Source organism: Haemophilus sp. HN_Hi08, assembly GCF_049824455.1.
In the GTDB taxonomy this organism is placed as follows: domain Bacteria; phylum Pseudomonadota; class Gammaproteobacteria; order Enterobacterales; family Pasteurellaceae; genus Haemophilus; species Haemophilus influenzae_D.
In genome coordinates, this window is the sequence record NZ_CP187493.1 from 616,096 (window position 1) to 632,901 (window position 16,806).

Genomic DNA, 16,806 nt, shown 5'->3' on the forward strand with positions numbered 1-16,806 from the left:
TAAGGAATGAAAATGAGACCTCGTTATTCTGTTATTGCAAGTGCGGTCAGTTTAGGCTTTGTTTTGAGTGAATCAGTGATGGCATTAGGTCGGCCAGATACTGGATCATTGAACCGTGAACTAGAACAACGTCAAATTCAATCAGAAGCCAAACCTAGTGGCGAATTATTTAATCAAACGGCAAATTCGCCTTATACTGCACAGTATAAACAAGGACTGAAATTTCCACTTAAGCAAGTACAGATTTTAGATCGAAACAATCAGGAAGTCGTCACAGACGAGCTTGCACATATTTTAAAAAATTATGTAGGAAAAGAGGTATCGCTGTCAGATTTAAGTAATTTAGCAAATGAGATCAGCGAATTTTATCGTCATAATAATTATTTAGTGGCAAAAGCAATTTTACCACCGCAGGAAATTGAGCAAGGTACGGTAAAAATTTTGTTACTTAAAGGTAATGTAGGCGAAATACGCTTGCAAAATCACAGTGCATTAAGCAATAAATTTGTATCCCGTCTCTCTAATACAACAGTGAATGCGTCCGAATTTATTTTGAAAGATGAGTTAGAAAAATTTGCTTTAACAATAAACGATGTTCCAGGGGTAAATGCTGGTTTGCAACTCTCCGCAGGCAAAAAAGTCGGCGAAGCGAATTTACTGATTAAGATTAACGATGCAAAACGTTTTTCTAGTTATGTTTCAGTAGATAACCAAGGCAACAAATATACAGGGCGTTACCGTTTGGCTGCGGGGACAAAAGTCAGTAATTTGAATGGCTGGGGCGATGAATTGAAACTGGATTTAATGAGTTCTAATCAGGCTAATTTAAAAAATGCTCGTATAGATTATTCCTCTTTAATTGATGGTTATTCTACGCGTTTTGGTGTAACTGCTAACTATCTCGACTACAAATTAGGTGGTAATTTTAAATCATTACAATCTCAAGGGCATTCCCATACCTTAGGGGCTTATTTGTTGCACCCAACAATCCGTACACCAAATTTTCGTTTAAGTACTAAAGTGAGCTTTAATCATCAAAACCTTACGGATAAACAACAAGCGGTTAATGTGAAACAAAAACGGAAAATAAATAGTTTAACTGCAGGGATTGACGGTTCTTGGAATCTTATTAAAGATGGGACAACTTATTTTTCATTATCTACTTTGTTCGGTAATTTAGCGAATCAAACTAGTGAAAAACAACATAATGCAGTAGAGAATTTTCAACCACAATCGCATTTTACGGTATATAACTACCGCTTGTCTCACGAGCAAATTTTACCAAAATCTTTTGCTTTCAATATTGGTATAAACGGTCAGTTTGCCGATAAAACCCTTGAAAGCTCACAGAAAATGTTGCTTGGTGGTTTGTCTGGAGTACGTGGACATCAAGCTGGTGCGGCTTCTGTGGATGAAGGGCATTTGATACAAACAGAATTCAAACATTATTTACCAGTCTTTTCCCAAAGTGTGCTAGTGAGTTCATTGTTCTATGACTATGGTTTGGGAAAATATTATAAAAATAGCCAATCTCTCGCACAAAGCGTGAAAAATAACGTGAAATTACAAAGCGTTGGTGCAGGACTTTCTCTTTCAGATGCTGGCAGCTATGCCATCAACGTCAGTGTCGCCAAGCCGCTTGATAACAATATTGATAATGCCGATAAACACCAATTGTGGCTTTCTATGATTAAAACTTTCTAAGGAGGTATGCTATGTATAAATTAAATGTAATTTCTCTTATCATTTTGACCACTTACACTGGTGCGGCATATGCCTCTACACAGGATTTGCCACAACAGGGTTTGCCACAAAAGGATAAAGTCGTTTCTGGGAATGTCACTTTTACTACAACTGCAGATAAAATGACGATTAATCAAACGTCCGATAAAGCTCAAATAGACTGGAAGAGTTTTGACATCGGCCAAAATAAAGAAGTGAAATTTGAACAGCCTGACGCAAATTCTGTGGCATATAACCGTGTAACTGGCGGCAATGCTAGTCAAATCCAAGGGAAATTGACGGCAAACGGTAAAGTTTATTTAGCAAACCCTAATGGGGTTATTATTACCCAAGGGGCAGAAATTAATGTAGCTGGTTTACTTGCAACGACCAAAGATTTAGAGAAAATCAGTGAAAATGGCAATGGCAATGGCAATGGCAATGGCAATGGCAATGGCAATGGCAATGGCAATGGCAATGGCAATGGCAATGGCAATGGCAATAGCTATCAATTTACCCGTAAAACAAAAGATGGTCAGGTGGTAAAAAACCGTCAGGTGCTAAAAGACGGTCAGGAGCTAAAAGAAGGTCAAGTTATCAATAAAGGGAAAATTACGGCGAAAGATTTCGTGGTACTTAATGGCGATGAAGTTATCAATGAAGGGGAAATTGGCGCTACAAATGGCAAAGTATATTTATCCTCAGGCTATAATTTCACATTTACCTTACCAGATAGCGGTATAAGTGTGGCATTAGAAGATAATACAGTACAGGGTATTGTTAAAAATGAAGGGATTATTAAAGCAGAGGACATTACGCTAAATGCAAAAGGGCGTAAACAAGCATTAGATAGCTTGGTTATGAATAATGGTGTGTTAGAAGCAACTAAGGTTAGTAATAGAAACGGCAAGGTTGTGTTATCTGCTGATGAAATTAAGTTAAATGATAAAAGTGACATTAAAGGGGAGAGTGAGGTTGTATTTACCTCAAATAAGGAACTTGAAAACAATATAAAAATCACTTCTCAAAATGGCTCAAAAGTTACCTCGCCTAAAATCAACTTTAAAGGCAAAAGCGTTAATATCAAAGGTAACTTTGGACGTGAAGACAATAATAATTACTATAAAGATGAATTTAAAACATTAAATACAGAAGTTAATATTGACGTGCCAGACAATGAAAATATTCGTATTGCGGATGTTGAAGATAAAGATAAACATAAACATAAACATAAACATAAAGAGAAAGATAAAACGGGTACGGGTTCATTTATACAAACAGGGGCGTTAAGTTCATTACTAGCTAATAATGGAAAAGTAACTCTTAAAGGAAAGGACGTTAATATTTCAGGACGTATTCATATAGATTCCTTTAAAGGCACAGATTCGCTATTAAAGCTAACTAACAAAGGTCATATTAATATCAATAATGCGGATATTCATTCAACAGGTCGTTTATTTTTTATAACCAGTTTGCAGAATAAGGAAGATTTTAAATCAAATATTACCATTACTGACAGCAAAATAAATCTTGGTAACGGAGCTATGGGATTGGGGCGTAGTCTCGATGAAGAAAACTGCGATAACAGATGGTGTAGAACGGAAAGCTCACAACGCAAGAAGTTTGATGTTGATATGCGTAATGTAGTATTTGATCAGGTTGATGATGTGGTTGTAGCAGGTGGATTTAAAAAAGTTAATTTAGATCGCATCGTTGCCACAGGAAAAACGAATTTTTACATTGATGGGGGGGTATCCCGTAATAATTCAAAATATGAATACGGTGTGTTAGATTTAGACAAACGTACGCTGTTATCGGAGTTAGATCAACGCAGACGCCGTTGGAAATATTACGATAATTTAGATTTAGATATGAATAAAGCCTATTGGCATCGTTTTGATATGTTTGCCAGCAAAAATACAGGGCGATCAACTATTAAAGATACAGAAATTAATATTTCTAACAGTAAGATTAATCTGAAAAATGGATTTGTACATTTACTGGCAGAAAAAATTAAGTTAGATCATAGCAAGATTGATATTACCTTTGATAAAGATAATTCACAAGATATTTCAACTCAAATTAACCGTTTAGGAATGAATGGTAAAGTGTCAATGATAAACTCACATATTAAAATCGTGGGCGATGAGAAAATCGATATATCTGCAAAAGCACCTTATGCTACGATGTTTTTAATCGGGGAATTAATAGGGGAAAAAAGTTCTATTTTTGTGAAATCTCATCAGGGTTACACCTTTAGAACTGATGGCGATACAAAAATTGCAGGTAAAAACAGTAAAGATGACTTGAAAATTACCGCAATTAACACTGGTGGAAGAACTGGGAAAGAAGTGATCATTAATGGTGCGCCTGGCTCAATTGATAATGATGCGAATATTGCCAATATGGCATTTACTATTGGTGATAACGCAAATACCAAAACAACCATTGAAAATGCCGACATCACTGCCTTAGCACCAAACGGTGGGACAGCTTATTTAAGCTCCAAAGGGGTAGAAATTGAGGTAAAATCAAATTCAAATTTCACATTCTTTGAACTTCCTCGTGAGAAAAACTTTAATCAAACAAAAATTAACGGCGATTCTACCAAACTCAGTGAACGTGGTTTTGCTAGACTTTATGACAAAATTAACGGTGTGCGAGCCAGCAATTTGTCTGCTGAGCAATTGAATGTTACGGACGCAAGCGAAAAAATCATTAATACAAAGTTAGTGAGTAGCTTAGATGTTGAAAAACTTGTTTCTGTTGCAGTTTGTGATGCAGGTAACGGTTGCGAAGAACAACAATTCGGCGATAAAGGTAATAATACTAAAGTGAGTGTTGGAGAATTAGAAGCTGAACAATAACTATTCAGAACACAAGGTAAAAGTGTAAAGCCAATCTGACAGGCACCAATTAAATTGCATGCCTGTCAGATTTATTAATAGCCACTATCGTTACATTATTTTAAACAACCACGAACAATCAATACGCCAACATTTCGAGCTTGCGCGACGGCTTTTGGTTTACTCAGTTTAATTTTTAATCCTTGAAGTTGATAACGTGACTCAAGCAAATCTGCCACTTCATAAGCCACTCGCTCAATCAACAAGAAAGATTTACTTTCCACATAATCAATAATCGCTTGGCTCACTTCAGCATAATTCAAACAATATACAACATCATCCGTTTCTGCCGCTTGTTTGCAATCCCAAGCCATTTCTAAATCAAACACAAGTTTTTGCTTTATTTGCTGTTCCCAATCATATACACCGATTTGTGCAAAAACAGTCAATTCTTCAATAAAAACACGATCCATAAGATTTCCTCTAAAATTATTGTAGGCGTATGCTATCAATTTTGGGTAGAATAACGAACAGTTTTTCTTGCTGGAGTGCAAAATGAGCCTTTTCGCCCTTTTTTATATGCTTTTTGCCTATCTTTTAGGCTCAGTTTCCAGTGCGATTTTAATTTGTCGCCTTACTGGATTGCCAGATCCACGTCAAAATGGTTCACACAACCCTGGGGCGACAAATGTGTTGCGCATTGGAAATCGTAAGTCTGCCTTGGCGGTGCTTATTTTTGATATGTTAAAAGGGATGATTCCTGTATGGGCAGGTTATTATTTAGGTTTAACCCAATTTGAATTAGGGATGGTCGCACTTGGTGCTTGTTTAGGGCATATTTTCCCAATTTTCTTTCAATTTAAAGGTGGCAAAGGTGTTGCAACTGCCTTTGGGGCAATCGCACCGATTTCTTGGGCTGTTGCAGGTTCAATGTTTGGTACGTGGATCTTTGTTTTTCTTGTTAGTGGCTATTCTTCATTAAGTGCGGTTATTTCTGCATTACTTGTGCCTTTTTATGTGTGGTGGTTTAAACCTGAATTTACTTTTCCCGTTGCACTGGTGTGTTGCCTATTAATTTATCGTCATCACGATAACATTCAACGCTTATGGCGTGGTCAAGAAGATAAAGTTTGGGCTAAATTTAAAAAGAAATAAAAATTTTGCCGCACTTTCTAAATTTCCACTGGAGTTTTCTGTGTATACTAAAGGTTCCGTTTCCACCCGTATTGCGAAATATTTATTTATCATTCTTATCGTTGCTGGTGTGATTAGTTCTCTCAGTTTGGCAATTATGAGCAGTAATAAATATGATGCCGAAGCCATTAATATTTCAGGTTCTTTGCGTATGCAAAGTTATCGCTTACTTTATGAAATGCAAGAACAACCAGAAAGCGTGGAAACGAACTTACGCCGTTATCATATAAGCCTTCATTCATCTGCTTTACTAGAAGTTCAAAATCAATTTTTCACACCGAATGTATTAAAACATTCCTATCAAAACATTTTGCAACGTTGGACGAACATGGAAAAATATGCGCGCCAACAGGATGTAAAAAACTATAGTAAGCAGCTTACTAACTATGTTGCAGATGTTGATTATTTTGTGTTTGAACTACAACGTTTTAGTGAGCAAAAATGGATTTTGGGCGTATCGGTGCTTTTTTTCGCTATGTTGTTAATTTTAGCTATGGTGTCTTATGTGATTTGGTACACACAGCGAGAAGTTGTAAAACCTTTGCATTTAATGACAAAAGCCAGTATGCAAGTGCAAATGCGTCAATTCAATCATATTCCACTTGACACAAGGAAACAAAACGAACTTGGCACACTGGCTCGCGTATTTACACAAATGTCCACAGAACTGGGACAGCTTTATTCGCGTTTAGAAGAAGCTGTAAACGAAAAAACGCAAAAGTTGCGTCAAACTAACCGCACTTTAAGCACTCTTTATCAAAGTGCTCAACTTCTGAATACAAACACAATTAACGATAAAATTTTAAATCAAGTTTTGAATTACATTTTTATTAGCGATCATTTGAACTTCGTTAAAGTGGAAGTGATGGGGGCTGAACATTGGGATATTACATTGGGTAAGCAAGATGCTAATAATGAACTACAAATCGAAACCCTTTCTGTGGATAACGAAGAATTAGGTGTACTCTCTTGGCAAGCAGGATTACCTTGTCCAGATCCTCGAATTATGCAAAATTTAGCACAAATGCTTGCTCGTGCGCTTTATTTCCATAAAAATTTACGTCAGAAAGAACAGATTTTATTAATGGAAGAACGCTCAATTATTGCGCGAGAGCTGCACGATTCTTTGGCTCAAGTCTTATCATTTTTACAAATTCAACTTACTTTGCTCAAACATAACCTGAAGAAAGAAGACGAACAATCAAAAGAAAAGAGTTTGGCAATTATTGCCAATTTTGAACAAGCCCTTTCTGGTGGTTATGCACAGTTACGTGAGCTTTTAGCCACTTTCCGTTTAACCATACAAGAAGCGAATTTACAGCTTGCACTAAAACAAGTGATTGATTCATTACGCTCACAAACAACAATGCAAATGAATGTGAATTGTCAATTACCATCGCAAAGTTTGAACCCTCAACAGTTGGTTCACGTTCTGCAAATTGTACGTGAAGCCACCACCAATGCGATCAAGCATTCTCAAGGCACGGTAATTGAAATTAGCGCAAGAATTAATGCGGAAGGCGAGTATGAAATTTTAGTTGAAGATGATGGGATTGGCATTCCAAACCTTGAAGAACCTGAAGGGCATTACGGCTTGAATATTATGGCGGAACGTTGTCGTCAGCTTAATGCACAATTGCATATTCATCGCCGTGAACAAGGCGGCACACAAGTCAAAATTACCTTGCCACATACATTATATTAGGACATCAAAATGCAAAATTTACAACCTTTTCACACTTTCCACATTCAGTCTAATGCTCGTGAAATTATTGAAGCACATAGTATCGAACAGCTACAACAAGTGTGGGCGCATTCTAAATCAGAAAATTTACCCACTCTTTTTTTAGGTCAAGGAAGTAATGTTCTATTTCTAGATGATTTTAATGGCATCGTGATCCTTAATCGTTTAATTGGGATTACGCACGAACAAGATGCAAATTTTCACTATCTTCACGTCAATGGCGGGGAAAATTGGCATAAATTGGTGGAGTGGTCTATTAACAATGGTATTTATGGCTTAGAAAATCTGGCTCTGATTCCCGGTTGTGCAGGCTCTGCTCCCATTCAAAATATCGGTGCTTATGGCGTTGAATTTAAAGATGTATGTGATTATGTGGAGGTACTTAATTTAAATACGAACGAAACCTTTAGACTCGACACAGAACAATGTGAATTTGGTTATCGTGAGAGTATTTTTAAACATCGTTATCAGCAAGGTTATGTGATTACAGCGGTTGGATTAAAGCTAAAAAAAGATTGGCAGCCTATTCTAAAATATGGTTCGCTTGTAGAGTTCGATCCGAAAACGGTCACCGCTAAACAAATTTTTGATGAAGTCTGTCATATCCGTCAAAGCAAATTACCTGATCCCAATGAAGTGGGTAATGCAGGGAGTTTCTTTAAAAATCCCGTTGTCAGTTCAGAACATTTTGAAGAAATCAAAAAACATCACGAAAATCTACCGCACTTTCCACAAGCTGATGGCTCAGTGAAATTAGCGGCAGGCTGGCTGATTGATCAATGCAATCTTAAAGGTTTTCAAATTGGTGGGGCTGCGGTTCATAAAAAACAGGCATTAGTATTGATTAACAAAGATAATGCAAGTGGACAAGACGTGATAAAACTTGCATATTATGTACGCCAAAGCGTTGCTGAAAAATTTGGTGTATCTTTACAACCTGAAGTACGATTTATCAGTGCAACTGGCGAAGTAAATAGTGAGCAAATTATCACGTAATTTTATAAAATAATTGAACTTTTGATTGGTAAAATCTGTCTTATTAACAAATTGGTTCAATAAGATAGCTTATTGTGCTATAACTAAGTACATTGTTGGCAAAAGCCAAAATAAAGAAGGGAAACGATGGATAAAGAAACACAAATGATGTTAGTTCCTCAAGGCAGTATCGAAGGTTATATTCGTGCAGCAAATGAATATCCGATGCTGACCGCAGAGGAAGAAAAGGAATTAGCAGAACGTTTGTATTATCACGAGGATTTAGATGCAGCGAAAAAACTCATTTTGTCGCATCTTCGTTTCGTGATCCACGTGGCGCGTGGCTATTCTGGCTATGGTTTGCCACAAGCTGACTTAATCCAAGAAGGCAATATCGGCTTAATGAAAGCGGTCAAACGTTTTAACCCTGAAGTTGGTGTACGCTTGGTGTCATTCGCCGTGCATTGGATTAAAGCTGAGATCCACGAATATGTTCTTCGTAACTGGCGTATCGTAAAAGTCGCAACCACGAAAGCTCAACGTAAATTATTTTTCAACCTACGTAAAACTAAACAACGTTTAGGTTGGTTCAATGAAAATGAAGTTGATATGGTCGCAAATGAATTGGGTGTTTCCAAAGAAGATGTGATCGAAATGGAGTCTCGAATGAGCGGTGCGGATGTCGGTTTTGATTTACCTACTGATGATGCAGAAACAGAGACCTATTCTCCAGCCCTTTATTTGGAAGATAAAAGTTCTAATTTCGCAGCAGAGCTTGAAAATGAAAACTTTGAAAGCCAAGCAACCGAGCAATTAGGTGCGGCGTTACAAAGTCTAGATGCACGTAGTCAGGATATTATCAAAGCTCGTTGGTTAGATGATAACAAAGCTACATTGCACGACTTGGCAGCAAAATATAATGTCTCTGCGGAACGTATTCGTCAATTAGAAACTAATGCACTGAAAAAATTAAAAAGTGCGGTGAATTTTTAAATAATTTAGAAAAAGAAAACCTGCTGATTAGCAGGTTTTTTATTTCTCATTTAACCGTAATTTCAAATCTTCAGCAGTTTGGCAGGTCTTAATCTTATCAAACACTTTGTTCGCTTCATCATATTCCTTATTCAAATAACGTAACCATTGTTTAATTCGTGCCACATGGTAAAAACCGCTGTCATATTCATTTTCAACATTCGCGTATTTTTGCAAGATTTTTTGAATCTCACACCAAGGCATTTTTTCTGCATTTGATTTCAGAGCATGACTTAAATTCGGAATATTCAACGCGCCTCGTCCGACCATTAAATCCTGACAACCTGTTTGGGATAAGCAATCTTGCCCATCTTGCCAATGCCAAATTTCTCCGTTAGCAATAACTGGAATGGATAAACGCTCTCGGACTTCGCTAATTTTTTTCCAATTAATTCGATCAGCACGATAACCATCGGCTTTTGTACGTCCATGAACTGTAATTTCGGTTGCGCCGCCTTGCTCTACCGCATCAGCGATTTCAAAGGCTTGAGAAATATCATCCCAGCCTAACCGCACTTTTACACTAACGGGGAATTCACTTGGCAAAGCTCTGCGTAAGGCTTGAGTGGCACGATAAATCAATTCAGGCTGTTTCAATAATGCCGCACCGCCATTGCTGCCATTCACCGTTTTAGAGGGGCAACCACAATTTAAATCAACGCCATGAGAGCCAAGATCGATCGCACGAATCGCATTTTCAGCAAGGCATTCTGGATTCTGCCCTAGCAACTGCACTCGCACAGGCGTGCCAGAAGAAGTAAAGCCCTGATTTTTTAATTCAGGGCATAAACGATAAAATACTTTTTCAGGGAGAAGTTGATCAACTACGCGAACAAATTCTGTTATACATAAATCGTAGTCATTCACTTCGGTGAGAAGTTGGCGTACAAAGGGATCAAGAACCCCTTGCATAGGCGCAAGAATAACACGCACTATTTCCAGCCTTTTGCTTTACAAATTAAATCGTAAGCGGCTTGAATCTGTTGAGTTTTTTCTTTTGCCATTTCCATCATTTCTGGCGGTAAACCTTTCGCCACAAGTTTATCTGGATGGTGTTCATTCATTAAACGACGATAAGCACGCTTAACCGTGCTTTGCTCGTCGGACTCAGTCACACCCAATACTTTATAGGCATCATTTAAAGTTGGGCCTGAAGCATGTTGGTAACCACCACTATTTTGTTGCTGATATTGGTGGCCACCTTGATATGCACCTTGTTGGTATTGCTGATAAAAACCACCTTGAGTAAAAGCTCGAGCAGCCATTTCCATCGCAATCATTTGTTCAAATTGCATACGAGAAAGCCCAAGTTCTTCAGCGATCACATAAAGCACTTCTTTCTCATTTTCATGAAGTTCTGAATCGGCAAAAGCCGCTTGAACTTGCACTTGTAAGAACATTCGCAATAAATCAGCACGTTGCCCACAACCAATGCGAAATTCACGGATAACTTGACGAATCGGGAAATCAGATTCTTTACCACGACGAAACGCATCTTGCGCTAATTTACGCCCCGCATCATCCAGTTTAAGCTGAATCATTAATTGATTAGCTAATTGAATATCTTCTTCTGTTACACGCCCTTTCGATTTACTTAAATGTCCTAACACCGCAAAGGTGGTTTGCATAAACAAGTCTTGACGCGTTGTTTTCTTTTTAAAGAAACTAGAACTTACCGAGCCAAGTTCATACAATTTTTTATCTGCAATAGAACCTAAAATGAGCCCAGCTATCGCACCAAAAAATCCACCAACTTTCCAACCTAAAAATACGCCTATAATTTTTCCAATAAATTCCATTCTTTCCTCTGTTAAGTCAAAGTGCGGTTATTTTTATAATGTTATTTATAATGATGATAAAAATTTATTTCTCAAGTTTTATACGCCAAATTCGGCACGATAAGCACGCATTTCTGGCAAATGGCTACTGTATCGAGGATCTTGTTCGATAAATTGCATCAAATCATCTAAATCAATGATTGATAGCACTTGGCATTGATAATCACGTTCTACTTCTTGAATTGCTGAAAGCTCGCCTTTTCCTCGTTCCTTACGGTTTAGAGCGATCAATACCGCCGCAAGCTCTGCTTTATTTGCACTGATTAATTCCATAGATTCACGAATTGCAGTGCCAGCCGTAATCACGTCATCCACAAGCAAAATTTTTCCTTGCAATGGGCTACCAATTAAATTGCCGCCCTCTCCGTGATCTTTCACTTCTTTGCGATTAAAACACACGGGTTTATCAATACCATAACGATTAAATAACGCCACCGAAACTGACGTGCCAATTGGAATACCTTTGTAAGCAGGGCCAAAAACCACATCAAAATCTACCGCACTTGCTTGAATTGCCGCAGCATAGAACTCGCCTAAACGTGCTAAATCTGCCCCTGTATTGAACAAACCCGCATTGAAGAAATACGGACTTTTACGCCCCGATTTCAAAGTAAACTCGCCGAATTTCAATACATTTCGGCTTAAAGCAAATTCGATAAAATCGCGTTTATATTGTTCCATTTTTTAATCCCTATAAACTATGTTTATAAGCCTAACGCTTCGCGTTGAGCGATAAAAATTTGATTACAGCCTTGTTTCGCTAAATCTAATAATGTTAATAATTCTTCATGGCTAAATGGCTCGCCTTCTGCGGTGCCTTGTACCTCAATCATGCGACCATCTTCCATCATCACAACATTCATATCAGTTTCCGCTGCAGAATCTTCTACATATTCCAAATCACAAACAGCTTGACCATCAACAATCCCCACAGAAATTGCCGAAACTAGCCCTTTAATGGGGTTAGTTTTTAACGTGCCATTCTCAATTAAACTGTTGATCGCATCACATAATGCGACTGCAGCACCAGTAATGGATGCAGTACGTGTGCCGCCATCTGCTTGAATAACATCGCAATCTAAAGTAATCGCACGTTCGCCAAGTGCTTTGAGATCCACCATCGCACGCAAAGAGCGAGCAATTAAGCGTTGAATTTCCATTGTGCGTCCGCCTTGTTTACCTTTAGCCGCTTCACGTTGCATACGACTATGTGTTGAACGTGGCAACATTCCATATTCAGCCGTGACCCAGCCTTGCCCTTGTCCTTTTAAGAAACGTGGCACAGCATCTTCAACTGTTGCAGTACAAAGCACTTTGGTGTCCCCAAATTCAACAAGCACGGAACCTTCAGCGTGCTTGGTGTAATTACGGGTAATTTTAATTTGGCGGGGTTGATTATTTTCTCGATTATTTGGACGCATAATTATTCCTTGATATGGTTTAGAGCGATGTAATAAAAAAGCGCACTATTCTAGCACGCTTTGATTTTTATTTTTGTTAAAATTCACTAAGATATTGATTATTGATAATAAAAAAGCAAGGTAAGTAACCTTGCTTTATTAATTTGGTGGAGATAATCGGGATCGAACCGACGACCTCTTGAATGCCATTCAAGCGCTCTCCCAACTGAGCTATATCCCCATAAAAGACAGCAACATAATAAAATTTGACTATGTGGCTGTCAATACGATTTTATTATGCGCTTGTTATCCGATTAAATATTAAGCATTTTGTGCATGAATAAAATCAATAGCACGCTGAATACGTGCAAGTACGCGATCTCTGCCGATACCGACTAGGGTAACATCCATTGATGGAGATTGACCAGAACCTGTCACAGCGACACGTAATGGCATGCCAACTTTGCCCATGCCCACTTCTAGTTCAGCAGCCGTTTGCTCAATCGCTTCGTGAGTAGAATGTAAATCCCAGCTAGAAAGTGCGGTTAATTTTTCTTTCACTTTTGCAAGCGCTTCAGCAGCATTGCCTTTGAAATGTTTTTTCGCTGCAGCTTCATCAAAGGTTTCAAACTCTTCAAAGAAGTAGCGGCTTGAACTTGCCATTTCTTTTAAGGTTTTGCAACGTTCCGCAAGCATGGTGACTATTTCAGTTAATGCAGGACCATTGGTTGTATCAATGCCTTGATCTCTGTAATGCCATTCAAGATGTTTAGCCACATATTCTGGCGGTAATTCACGGATATAATGTTGATTCAACCATTGTAATTTTTCGGTATTAAATGCGCTAGCTGATTTGCTAACGTGATCTAATTCGAAATAGTTGATCATTTCTTCGCGACTGAAAATTTCTTGGTCGCCATGTCCCCAGCCTAAACGTACGAGATAGTTGATCAAAGCTTCCGGTAAGTAACCATCATCACGATATTGCATGACGCTCACTGCGCCATGTCGTTTAGAGAGTTTTTGGCCATCATCTCCATTAATCATGGAAACGTGCGCATAGGTTGGAATTGGGGCTCCAATGGCTTTTAAAATGTTAATTTGACGTGGCGTGTTGTTGATATGATCTTCGCCACGCACAACGTGTGTGATACCCATGTCCCAGTCATCTACAACTACACAGAAGTTATAAGTTGGAGAACCGTCTGTGCGACGAATAATAAGATCATCAAGCTCACTGTTGCTGATTTCAATACGACCACGTACGGCATCATCAAATACTACCGAGCCTTCAGTTGGATTTTTAAAACGTACAACGTGGGGTTCATCAGGTGAATGGTTGTGATCGTGTAAGCAGTGACGATCATAACGTGGTTTTTCTTTATTTTGTTCTTGAGTATGACGAAGTTCTTCTAAGTGTTCTTTAGTACAATAACAACGATATGCTAAGCCTTGTTCAATCATTTCATCGATCACTTGGTTATAACGATCAAAGCGTTTAGTTTGGTAATAAGGGCCATGCTCCCACGGAAGATTTAACCATTCCATGCCTTCAATAATGGCAGCAGTGGCTTCAGGTGTTGAACGCTCTAAATCAGTGTCTTCAATTCGTAATACAAATTCGCCGTTATTATGTTTTGCGTATAACCAAGAATAAAGTGCGGTACGTGCGCCACCTACATGTAAATAACCTGTAGGGCTAGGAGCAAAACGAGTACGCACTTTTACATTTGGATCTAAATTAAAAGGAGCATCTAGTTTCATTTTTATAACCTATCTTCAATAAAATATTAGTCGTTATTCTACTACGACTTGTTTGACTTCTAAATAAAAAAGCGGATTTTATGCTTATTTTTACGACAATTAAACAAAATTTAATAAAAAGGTATTGACTGAAAATGCATTCTCCCTATAATGCCAACCCACAACATTAAGGGCGATTAGCTCAGTTGGGAGAGCACCTCCCTTACAAGGAGGGGGTCACTGGTTCGAGACCGGTATCGCCCACCACTTCTCTAAAAAGTGTTCTTAATGTTACTAAGTTTGACCAAGCGGGCGATTAGCTCAGTTGGGAGAGCACCTCCCTTACAAGGAGGGGGTCACTGGTTCGAGACCGGTATCGCCCACCACTTTTCTAAAGTGTCCTTTCCGCTCAAACTTTCCCTTTATATTTAAACGCTTTCTAGTGGGCGATTAGCTCAGTTGGGAGAGCACCTCCCTTACAAGGAGGGGGTCACTGGTTCGAGACCGGTATCGCCCACCACTTTATTTTCAAATTATCCAAATAATTTCCTTTTCCCGTTCAATCTATTACGTTTACGTGATAAAGTGTGCAGACATTGTCATGTGTCATTTTAGTCTGTTATGCATCATAGGGAAAATTTATGATCGCTTATATTTTCTTAGCTTTATTCACGATTGCGGCAGTGATTTTTATCGTAAACTCCCATTATCGTTGGACTTATTTCTTTGCTGTTACGCTTTTTACTTTTTTATTTGGCGGCATGCTTATGGTTTCTGGCCAATGGCAACGTGCTTTAAATTTTTCATCAGTGCTTTTTGTAGTGCTGATGTTATTTCATCGTTTAAAAATTCATTATTACAAACAGCCTTTGTTAATTTCAGATTTCTTTCTTGTGGTAGATTGGCGAAATTGGGAAACCTTAATTCATTATAAAGGTGCGTTGTTTGGCGTTATTGGGCTAATTGCGTTATTAGGTTATGCGATTTTTGGTTTTAATGATGCCGAGTCTTTAGGGGTATTGGGTAACAGCATTGGGGTGTTATTGTTTATCCTTAGCTTTAGTTTGATGTGGCATTATTCTAAAAATCCAAGTGCGGTGCAAGTTTGGTTAGATTCTTTGCCCGATGATGGTCGTGATGTGTTTTTAAATTTACCAATGTCTTGCCGCGGTATTTTTTTCAAGGTGCCAAATTTTGATGGCAATAGCCAAAATTTTATTGAAAAAATGACCGCACTTTCATCTGATACAAACAACCTATCTGAAACAAAACCCGATATTGTTGTGACATTAATGGAATCCACGCTGAACCCTCATCAATTTGCTTTTAGTCAGCAATCTATTCCACCACTTTCCATGTTTGAACCCCAAAATGATACAGTATTTGCTTCGCCGTTGCGTGTACATACTTTTGCTGGCGCAACGTGGAAATCAGAATTTGCTTTTTTAGCCGGTGTGCCTTCGACAGATTTTGGTGCGTTAGCAAGTGGCGTTTTTTATTCTGTTGTACCGCACTTGCAATCAGGTTTAGTGAAAAATCTAAAAGCTCAAGGATATTTTTGTGTTGCTTTGTCGCCTTTTACAAAAGGTAATTACAATGCAAAATCCGCTTATGATCATTTCGGTTTTGATTTGATGTTACAGCCGCAAGATCTTGGTTATCCTGCACCTATCAGTAAAAATCTTTGGGATATTAGTAGTGAAGAAATGATGAAGTACACCCGAATGATTTTGGAAAAACAGCATCCAGCGTTAGAAAATGTAGATCAGCCAATGTTTGTTTATGTATTGACTATGCGTGAACATGGTCCATACGAATTGGGCATGGAAAATATATTTAATCTTCAAATGCCTAATTTAGGGGCTAAAAGTATTTCTGCATTGAATGACTATACTCAACGTATTGTCGCATTGAATGATGCGATTGAAGGAATGAATAACTATTTACACGAACGTAAAAAACCTTTTGTGCTAGGCTATTTTGGCGATCATCAAGTAGCATTTGATAATGCTATCCCTCCGAAGAAAGGGGATTATGCACAGCCCGATTATGTGACGCAATTTGTTGTAAGAAGTAATTGTGCGAGTCAATTTAAGCAAGAACAAAAGTTTTTAGATCTTGCTTTTGCTGGAGGCGTCTTGATGAATGTAGCTGGATTATCAGCAGAAGATGAATTTATGAAAGCGAATATGGCAATGTGCAAATTGAGTGATGGCAAATTAGAAGATTCTTCTGATATTCAGCTACTCAATGATTATCGCCATTATTTATATCAAACATTGGCGATTGCCAGATAATTTTCTTATAGATCG

Annotated in this window: 13 protein-coding genes and 4 tRNA genes; 10 read left to right on the top strand and 7 right to left on the bottom strand. The window is 38.2% G+C overall.

Going from position 1 to position 16,806, the window contains the following annotated elements; all coding sequences use genetic code 11:
• Positions 1-6: 6 nt before the first annotated feature.
• Positions 7-1,704: a heme/hemopexin-binding protein HxuB gene (hxuB, locus tag ACPT8O_RS03075; RefSeq protein WP_425613338.1), complete on the top strand. Its 1,698-nt coding sequence runs from the start codon at positions 7-9 to the stop codon at positions 1,702-1,704.
• An 11-nt stretch (positions 1,705-1,715) separates the two neighbouring features.
• Positions 1,716-4,589, top strand: coding sequence for a filamentous hemagglutinin N-terminal domain-containing protein (locus ACPT8O_RS03080; protein ID WP_425623339.1), 2,874 nt, complete (start codon positions 1,716-1,718; stop codon positions 4,587-4,589).
• Positions 4,590-4,684: 95 nt separating this feature from the next.
• Here the strand turns inward: ACPT8O_RS03080 and folB are convergent, their stop codons facing one another.
• The gene (folB, locus tag ACPT8O_RS03085) at positions 4,685-5,041 is read right to left on the bottom strand and encodes a dihydroneopterin aldolase (protein ID WP_105876703.1); all 357 of its coding nucleotides are present in this window, start codon (positions 5,039-5,041) and stop codon (positions 4,685-4,687) included.
• 82 nt (positions 5,042-5,123) lie between these two features.
• Between folB and plsY the strand changes: the two genes are divergently transcribed.
• The 4 genes from plsY to rpoH all read left to right on the top strand — a co-directional run bounded on the left by plsY (position 5,124) and on the right by rpoH (position 9,474).
• Positions 5,124-5,723 carry a glycerol-3-phosphate 1-O-acyltransferase PlsY gene (gene plsY / locus ACPT8O_RS03090; protein ID WP_065251255.1) on the top strand — a complete coding sequence of 200 codons (600 nt, stop codon included), beginning with the start codon at positions 5,124-5,126 and terminating at the stop codon, positions 5,721-5,723.
• A gap of 40 nt (positions 5,724-5,763) precedes the next feature.
• The gene (narQ, locus tag ACPT8O_RS03095; RefSeq protein WP_425613340.1) at positions 5,764-7,467 is read left to right on the top strand and encodes a nitrate/nitrite two-component system sensor histidine kinase NarQ; all 1,704 of its coding nucleotides are present in this window, start codon (positions 5,764-5,766) and stop codon (positions 7,465-7,467) included.
• A 9-nt stretch (positions 7,468-7,476) separates the two neighbouring features.
• The gene (gene murB / locus ACPT8O_RS03100) at positions 7,477-8,502 is read left to right on the top strand and encodes a UDP-N-acetylmuramate dehydrogenase (protein ID WP_118871624.1); all 1,026 of its coding nucleotides are present in this window, start codon (positions 7,477-7,479) and stop codon (positions 8,500-8,502) included.
• A 126-nt stretch (positions 8,503-8,628) separates the two neighbouring features.
• Positions 8,629-9,474 (top strand): RNA polymerase sigma factor RpoH, encoded by an 846-nt coding sequence (gene rpoH / locus ACPT8O_RS03105; RefSeq protein ID WP_005694033.1) that lies wholly within the window; start codon positions 8,629-8,631, stop codon positions 9,472-9,474.
• A gap of 39 nt (positions 9,475-9,513) precedes the next feature.
• Here rpoH and dusC read toward each other — a convergent pair whose 3' ends face one another.
• From dusC to gltX, 6 genes are all read right to left on the bottom strand, one after another.
• A complete protein-coding gene (gene dusC / locus ACPT8O_RS03110) occupies positions 9,514-10,446 on the bottom strand; it encodes a tRNA dihydrouridine(16) synthase DusC (protein ID WP_118871625.1) in 933 nt (310 codons plus the stop codon).
• Positions 10,446-11,312, bottom strand: coding sequence for a co-chaperone DjlA (gene djlA / locus ACPT8O_RS03115; protein ID WP_048955332.1), 867 nt, complete (start codon positions 11,310-11,312; stop codon positions 10,446-10,448). Before djlA ends, dusC begins: the two co-directional genes overlap by 1 nt.
• Before the next feature lie 78 nt (positions 11,313-11,390).
• Positions 11,391-12,032 (bottom strand): orotate phosphoribosyltransferase, encoded by a 642-nt coding sequence (gene pyrE / locus ACPT8O_RS03120; protein WP_005644452.1) that lies wholly within the window; start codon positions 12,030-12,032, stop codon positions 11,391-11,393.
• 23 nt (positions 12,033-12,055) lie between these two features.
• Complete coding sequence (gene rph, locus ACPT8O_RS03125) at positions 12,056-12,772, bottom strand: ribonuclease PH (protein WP_005663925.1); 717 nt, start codon at positions 12,770-12,772, stop codon at positions 12,056-12,058.
• Positions 12,773-12,916: 144 nt separating this feature from the next.
• Positions 12,917-12,992, bottom strand: a tRNA-Ala gene (locus ACPT8O_RS03130).
• A gap of 80 nt (positions 12,993-13,072) precedes the next feature.
• A complete protein-coding gene (gene gltX, locus ACPT8O_RS03135; protein ID WP_425613341.1) occupies positions 13,073-14,515 on the bottom strand; it encodes a glutamate--tRNA ligase in 1,443 nt (480 codons plus the stop codon).
• Positions 14,516-14,685: 170 nt separating this feature from the next.
• Between gltX and ACPT8O_RS03140 the strand changes: the two genes are divergently transcribed.
• From ACPT8O_RS03140 to lpt6, 4 genes are all read left to right on the top strand, one after another.
• Positions 14,686-14,761: transfer RNA gene (locus ACPT8O_RS03140), tRNA-Val, on the top strand.
• A 43-nt stretch (positions 14,762-14,804) separates the two neighbouring features.
• A tRNA-Val gene (locus tag ACPT8O_RS03145) sits at positions 14,805-14,880 on the top strand.
• Between the two features lie 58 nt (positions 14,881-14,938).
• Positions 14,939-15,014, top strand: a tRNA-Val gene (locus ACPT8O_RS03150).
• 121 nt (positions 15,015-15,135) lie between these two features.
• Positions 15,136-16,791, top strand: coding sequence for a phosphoethanolamine transferase Lpt6 (gene lpt6 / locus ACPT8O_RS03155; protein WP_425613342.1), 1,656 nt, complete (start codon positions 15,136-15,138; stop codon positions 16,789-16,791).
• Positions 16,792-16,806 lie beyond the last annotated feature (15 nt).

What these genes read in the sequence shown, in the direction of transcription:
- folB (WP_105876703.1), bottom strand. Translation starts at nt 5,041, where the DNA reads ATGGATCGTGTTTTTATTGAAGAATTGACTGTTTTTGCACAAATCGGT.
- pyrE (WP_005644452.1), bottom strand. Translation starts at nt 12,032, where the DNA reads ATGGAACAATATAAACGCGATTTTATCGAATTTGCTTTAAGCCGAAAT.
- djlA (WP_048955332.1), bottom strand. Translation starts at nt 11,312, where the DNA reads ATGGAATTTATTGGAAAAATTATAGGCGTATTTTTAGGTTGGAAAGTT.
- ACPT8O_RS03080 (WP_425623339.1), top strand. Translation starts at nt 1,716, where the DNA reads ATGTATAAATTAAATGTAATTTCTCTTATCATTTTGACCACTTACACT.
- rph (WP_005663925.1), bottom strand. Translation starts at nt 12,772, where the DNA reads ATGCGTCCAAATAATCGAGAAAATAATCAACCCCGCCAAATTAAAATT.
- gltX (WP_425613341.1), bottom strand. Translation starts at nt 14,515, where the DNA reads ATGAAACTAGATGCTCCTTTTAATTTAGATCCAAATGTAAAAGTGCGT.
- murB (WP_118871624.1), top strand. Translation starts at nt 7,477, where the DNA reads ATGCAAAATTTACAACCTTTTCACACTTTCCACATTCAGTCTAATGCT.
- rpoH (WP_005694033.1), top strand. Translation starts at nt 8,629, where the DNA reads ATGGATAAAGAAACACAAATGATGTTAGTTCCTCAAGGCAGTATCGAA.
- hxuB (WP_425613338.1), top strand. Translation starts at nt 7, where the DNA reads ATGAAAATGAGACCTCGTTATTCTGTTATTGCAAGTGCGGTCAGTTTA.
- plsY (WP_065251255.1), top strand. Translation starts at nt 5,124, where the DNA reads ATGAGCCTTTTCGCCCTTTTTTATATGCTTTTTGCCTATCTTTTAGGC.
- lpt6 (WP_425613342.1), top strand. Translation starts at nt 15,136, where the DNA reads ATGATCGCTTATATTTTCTTAGCTTTATTCACGATTGCGGCAGTGATT.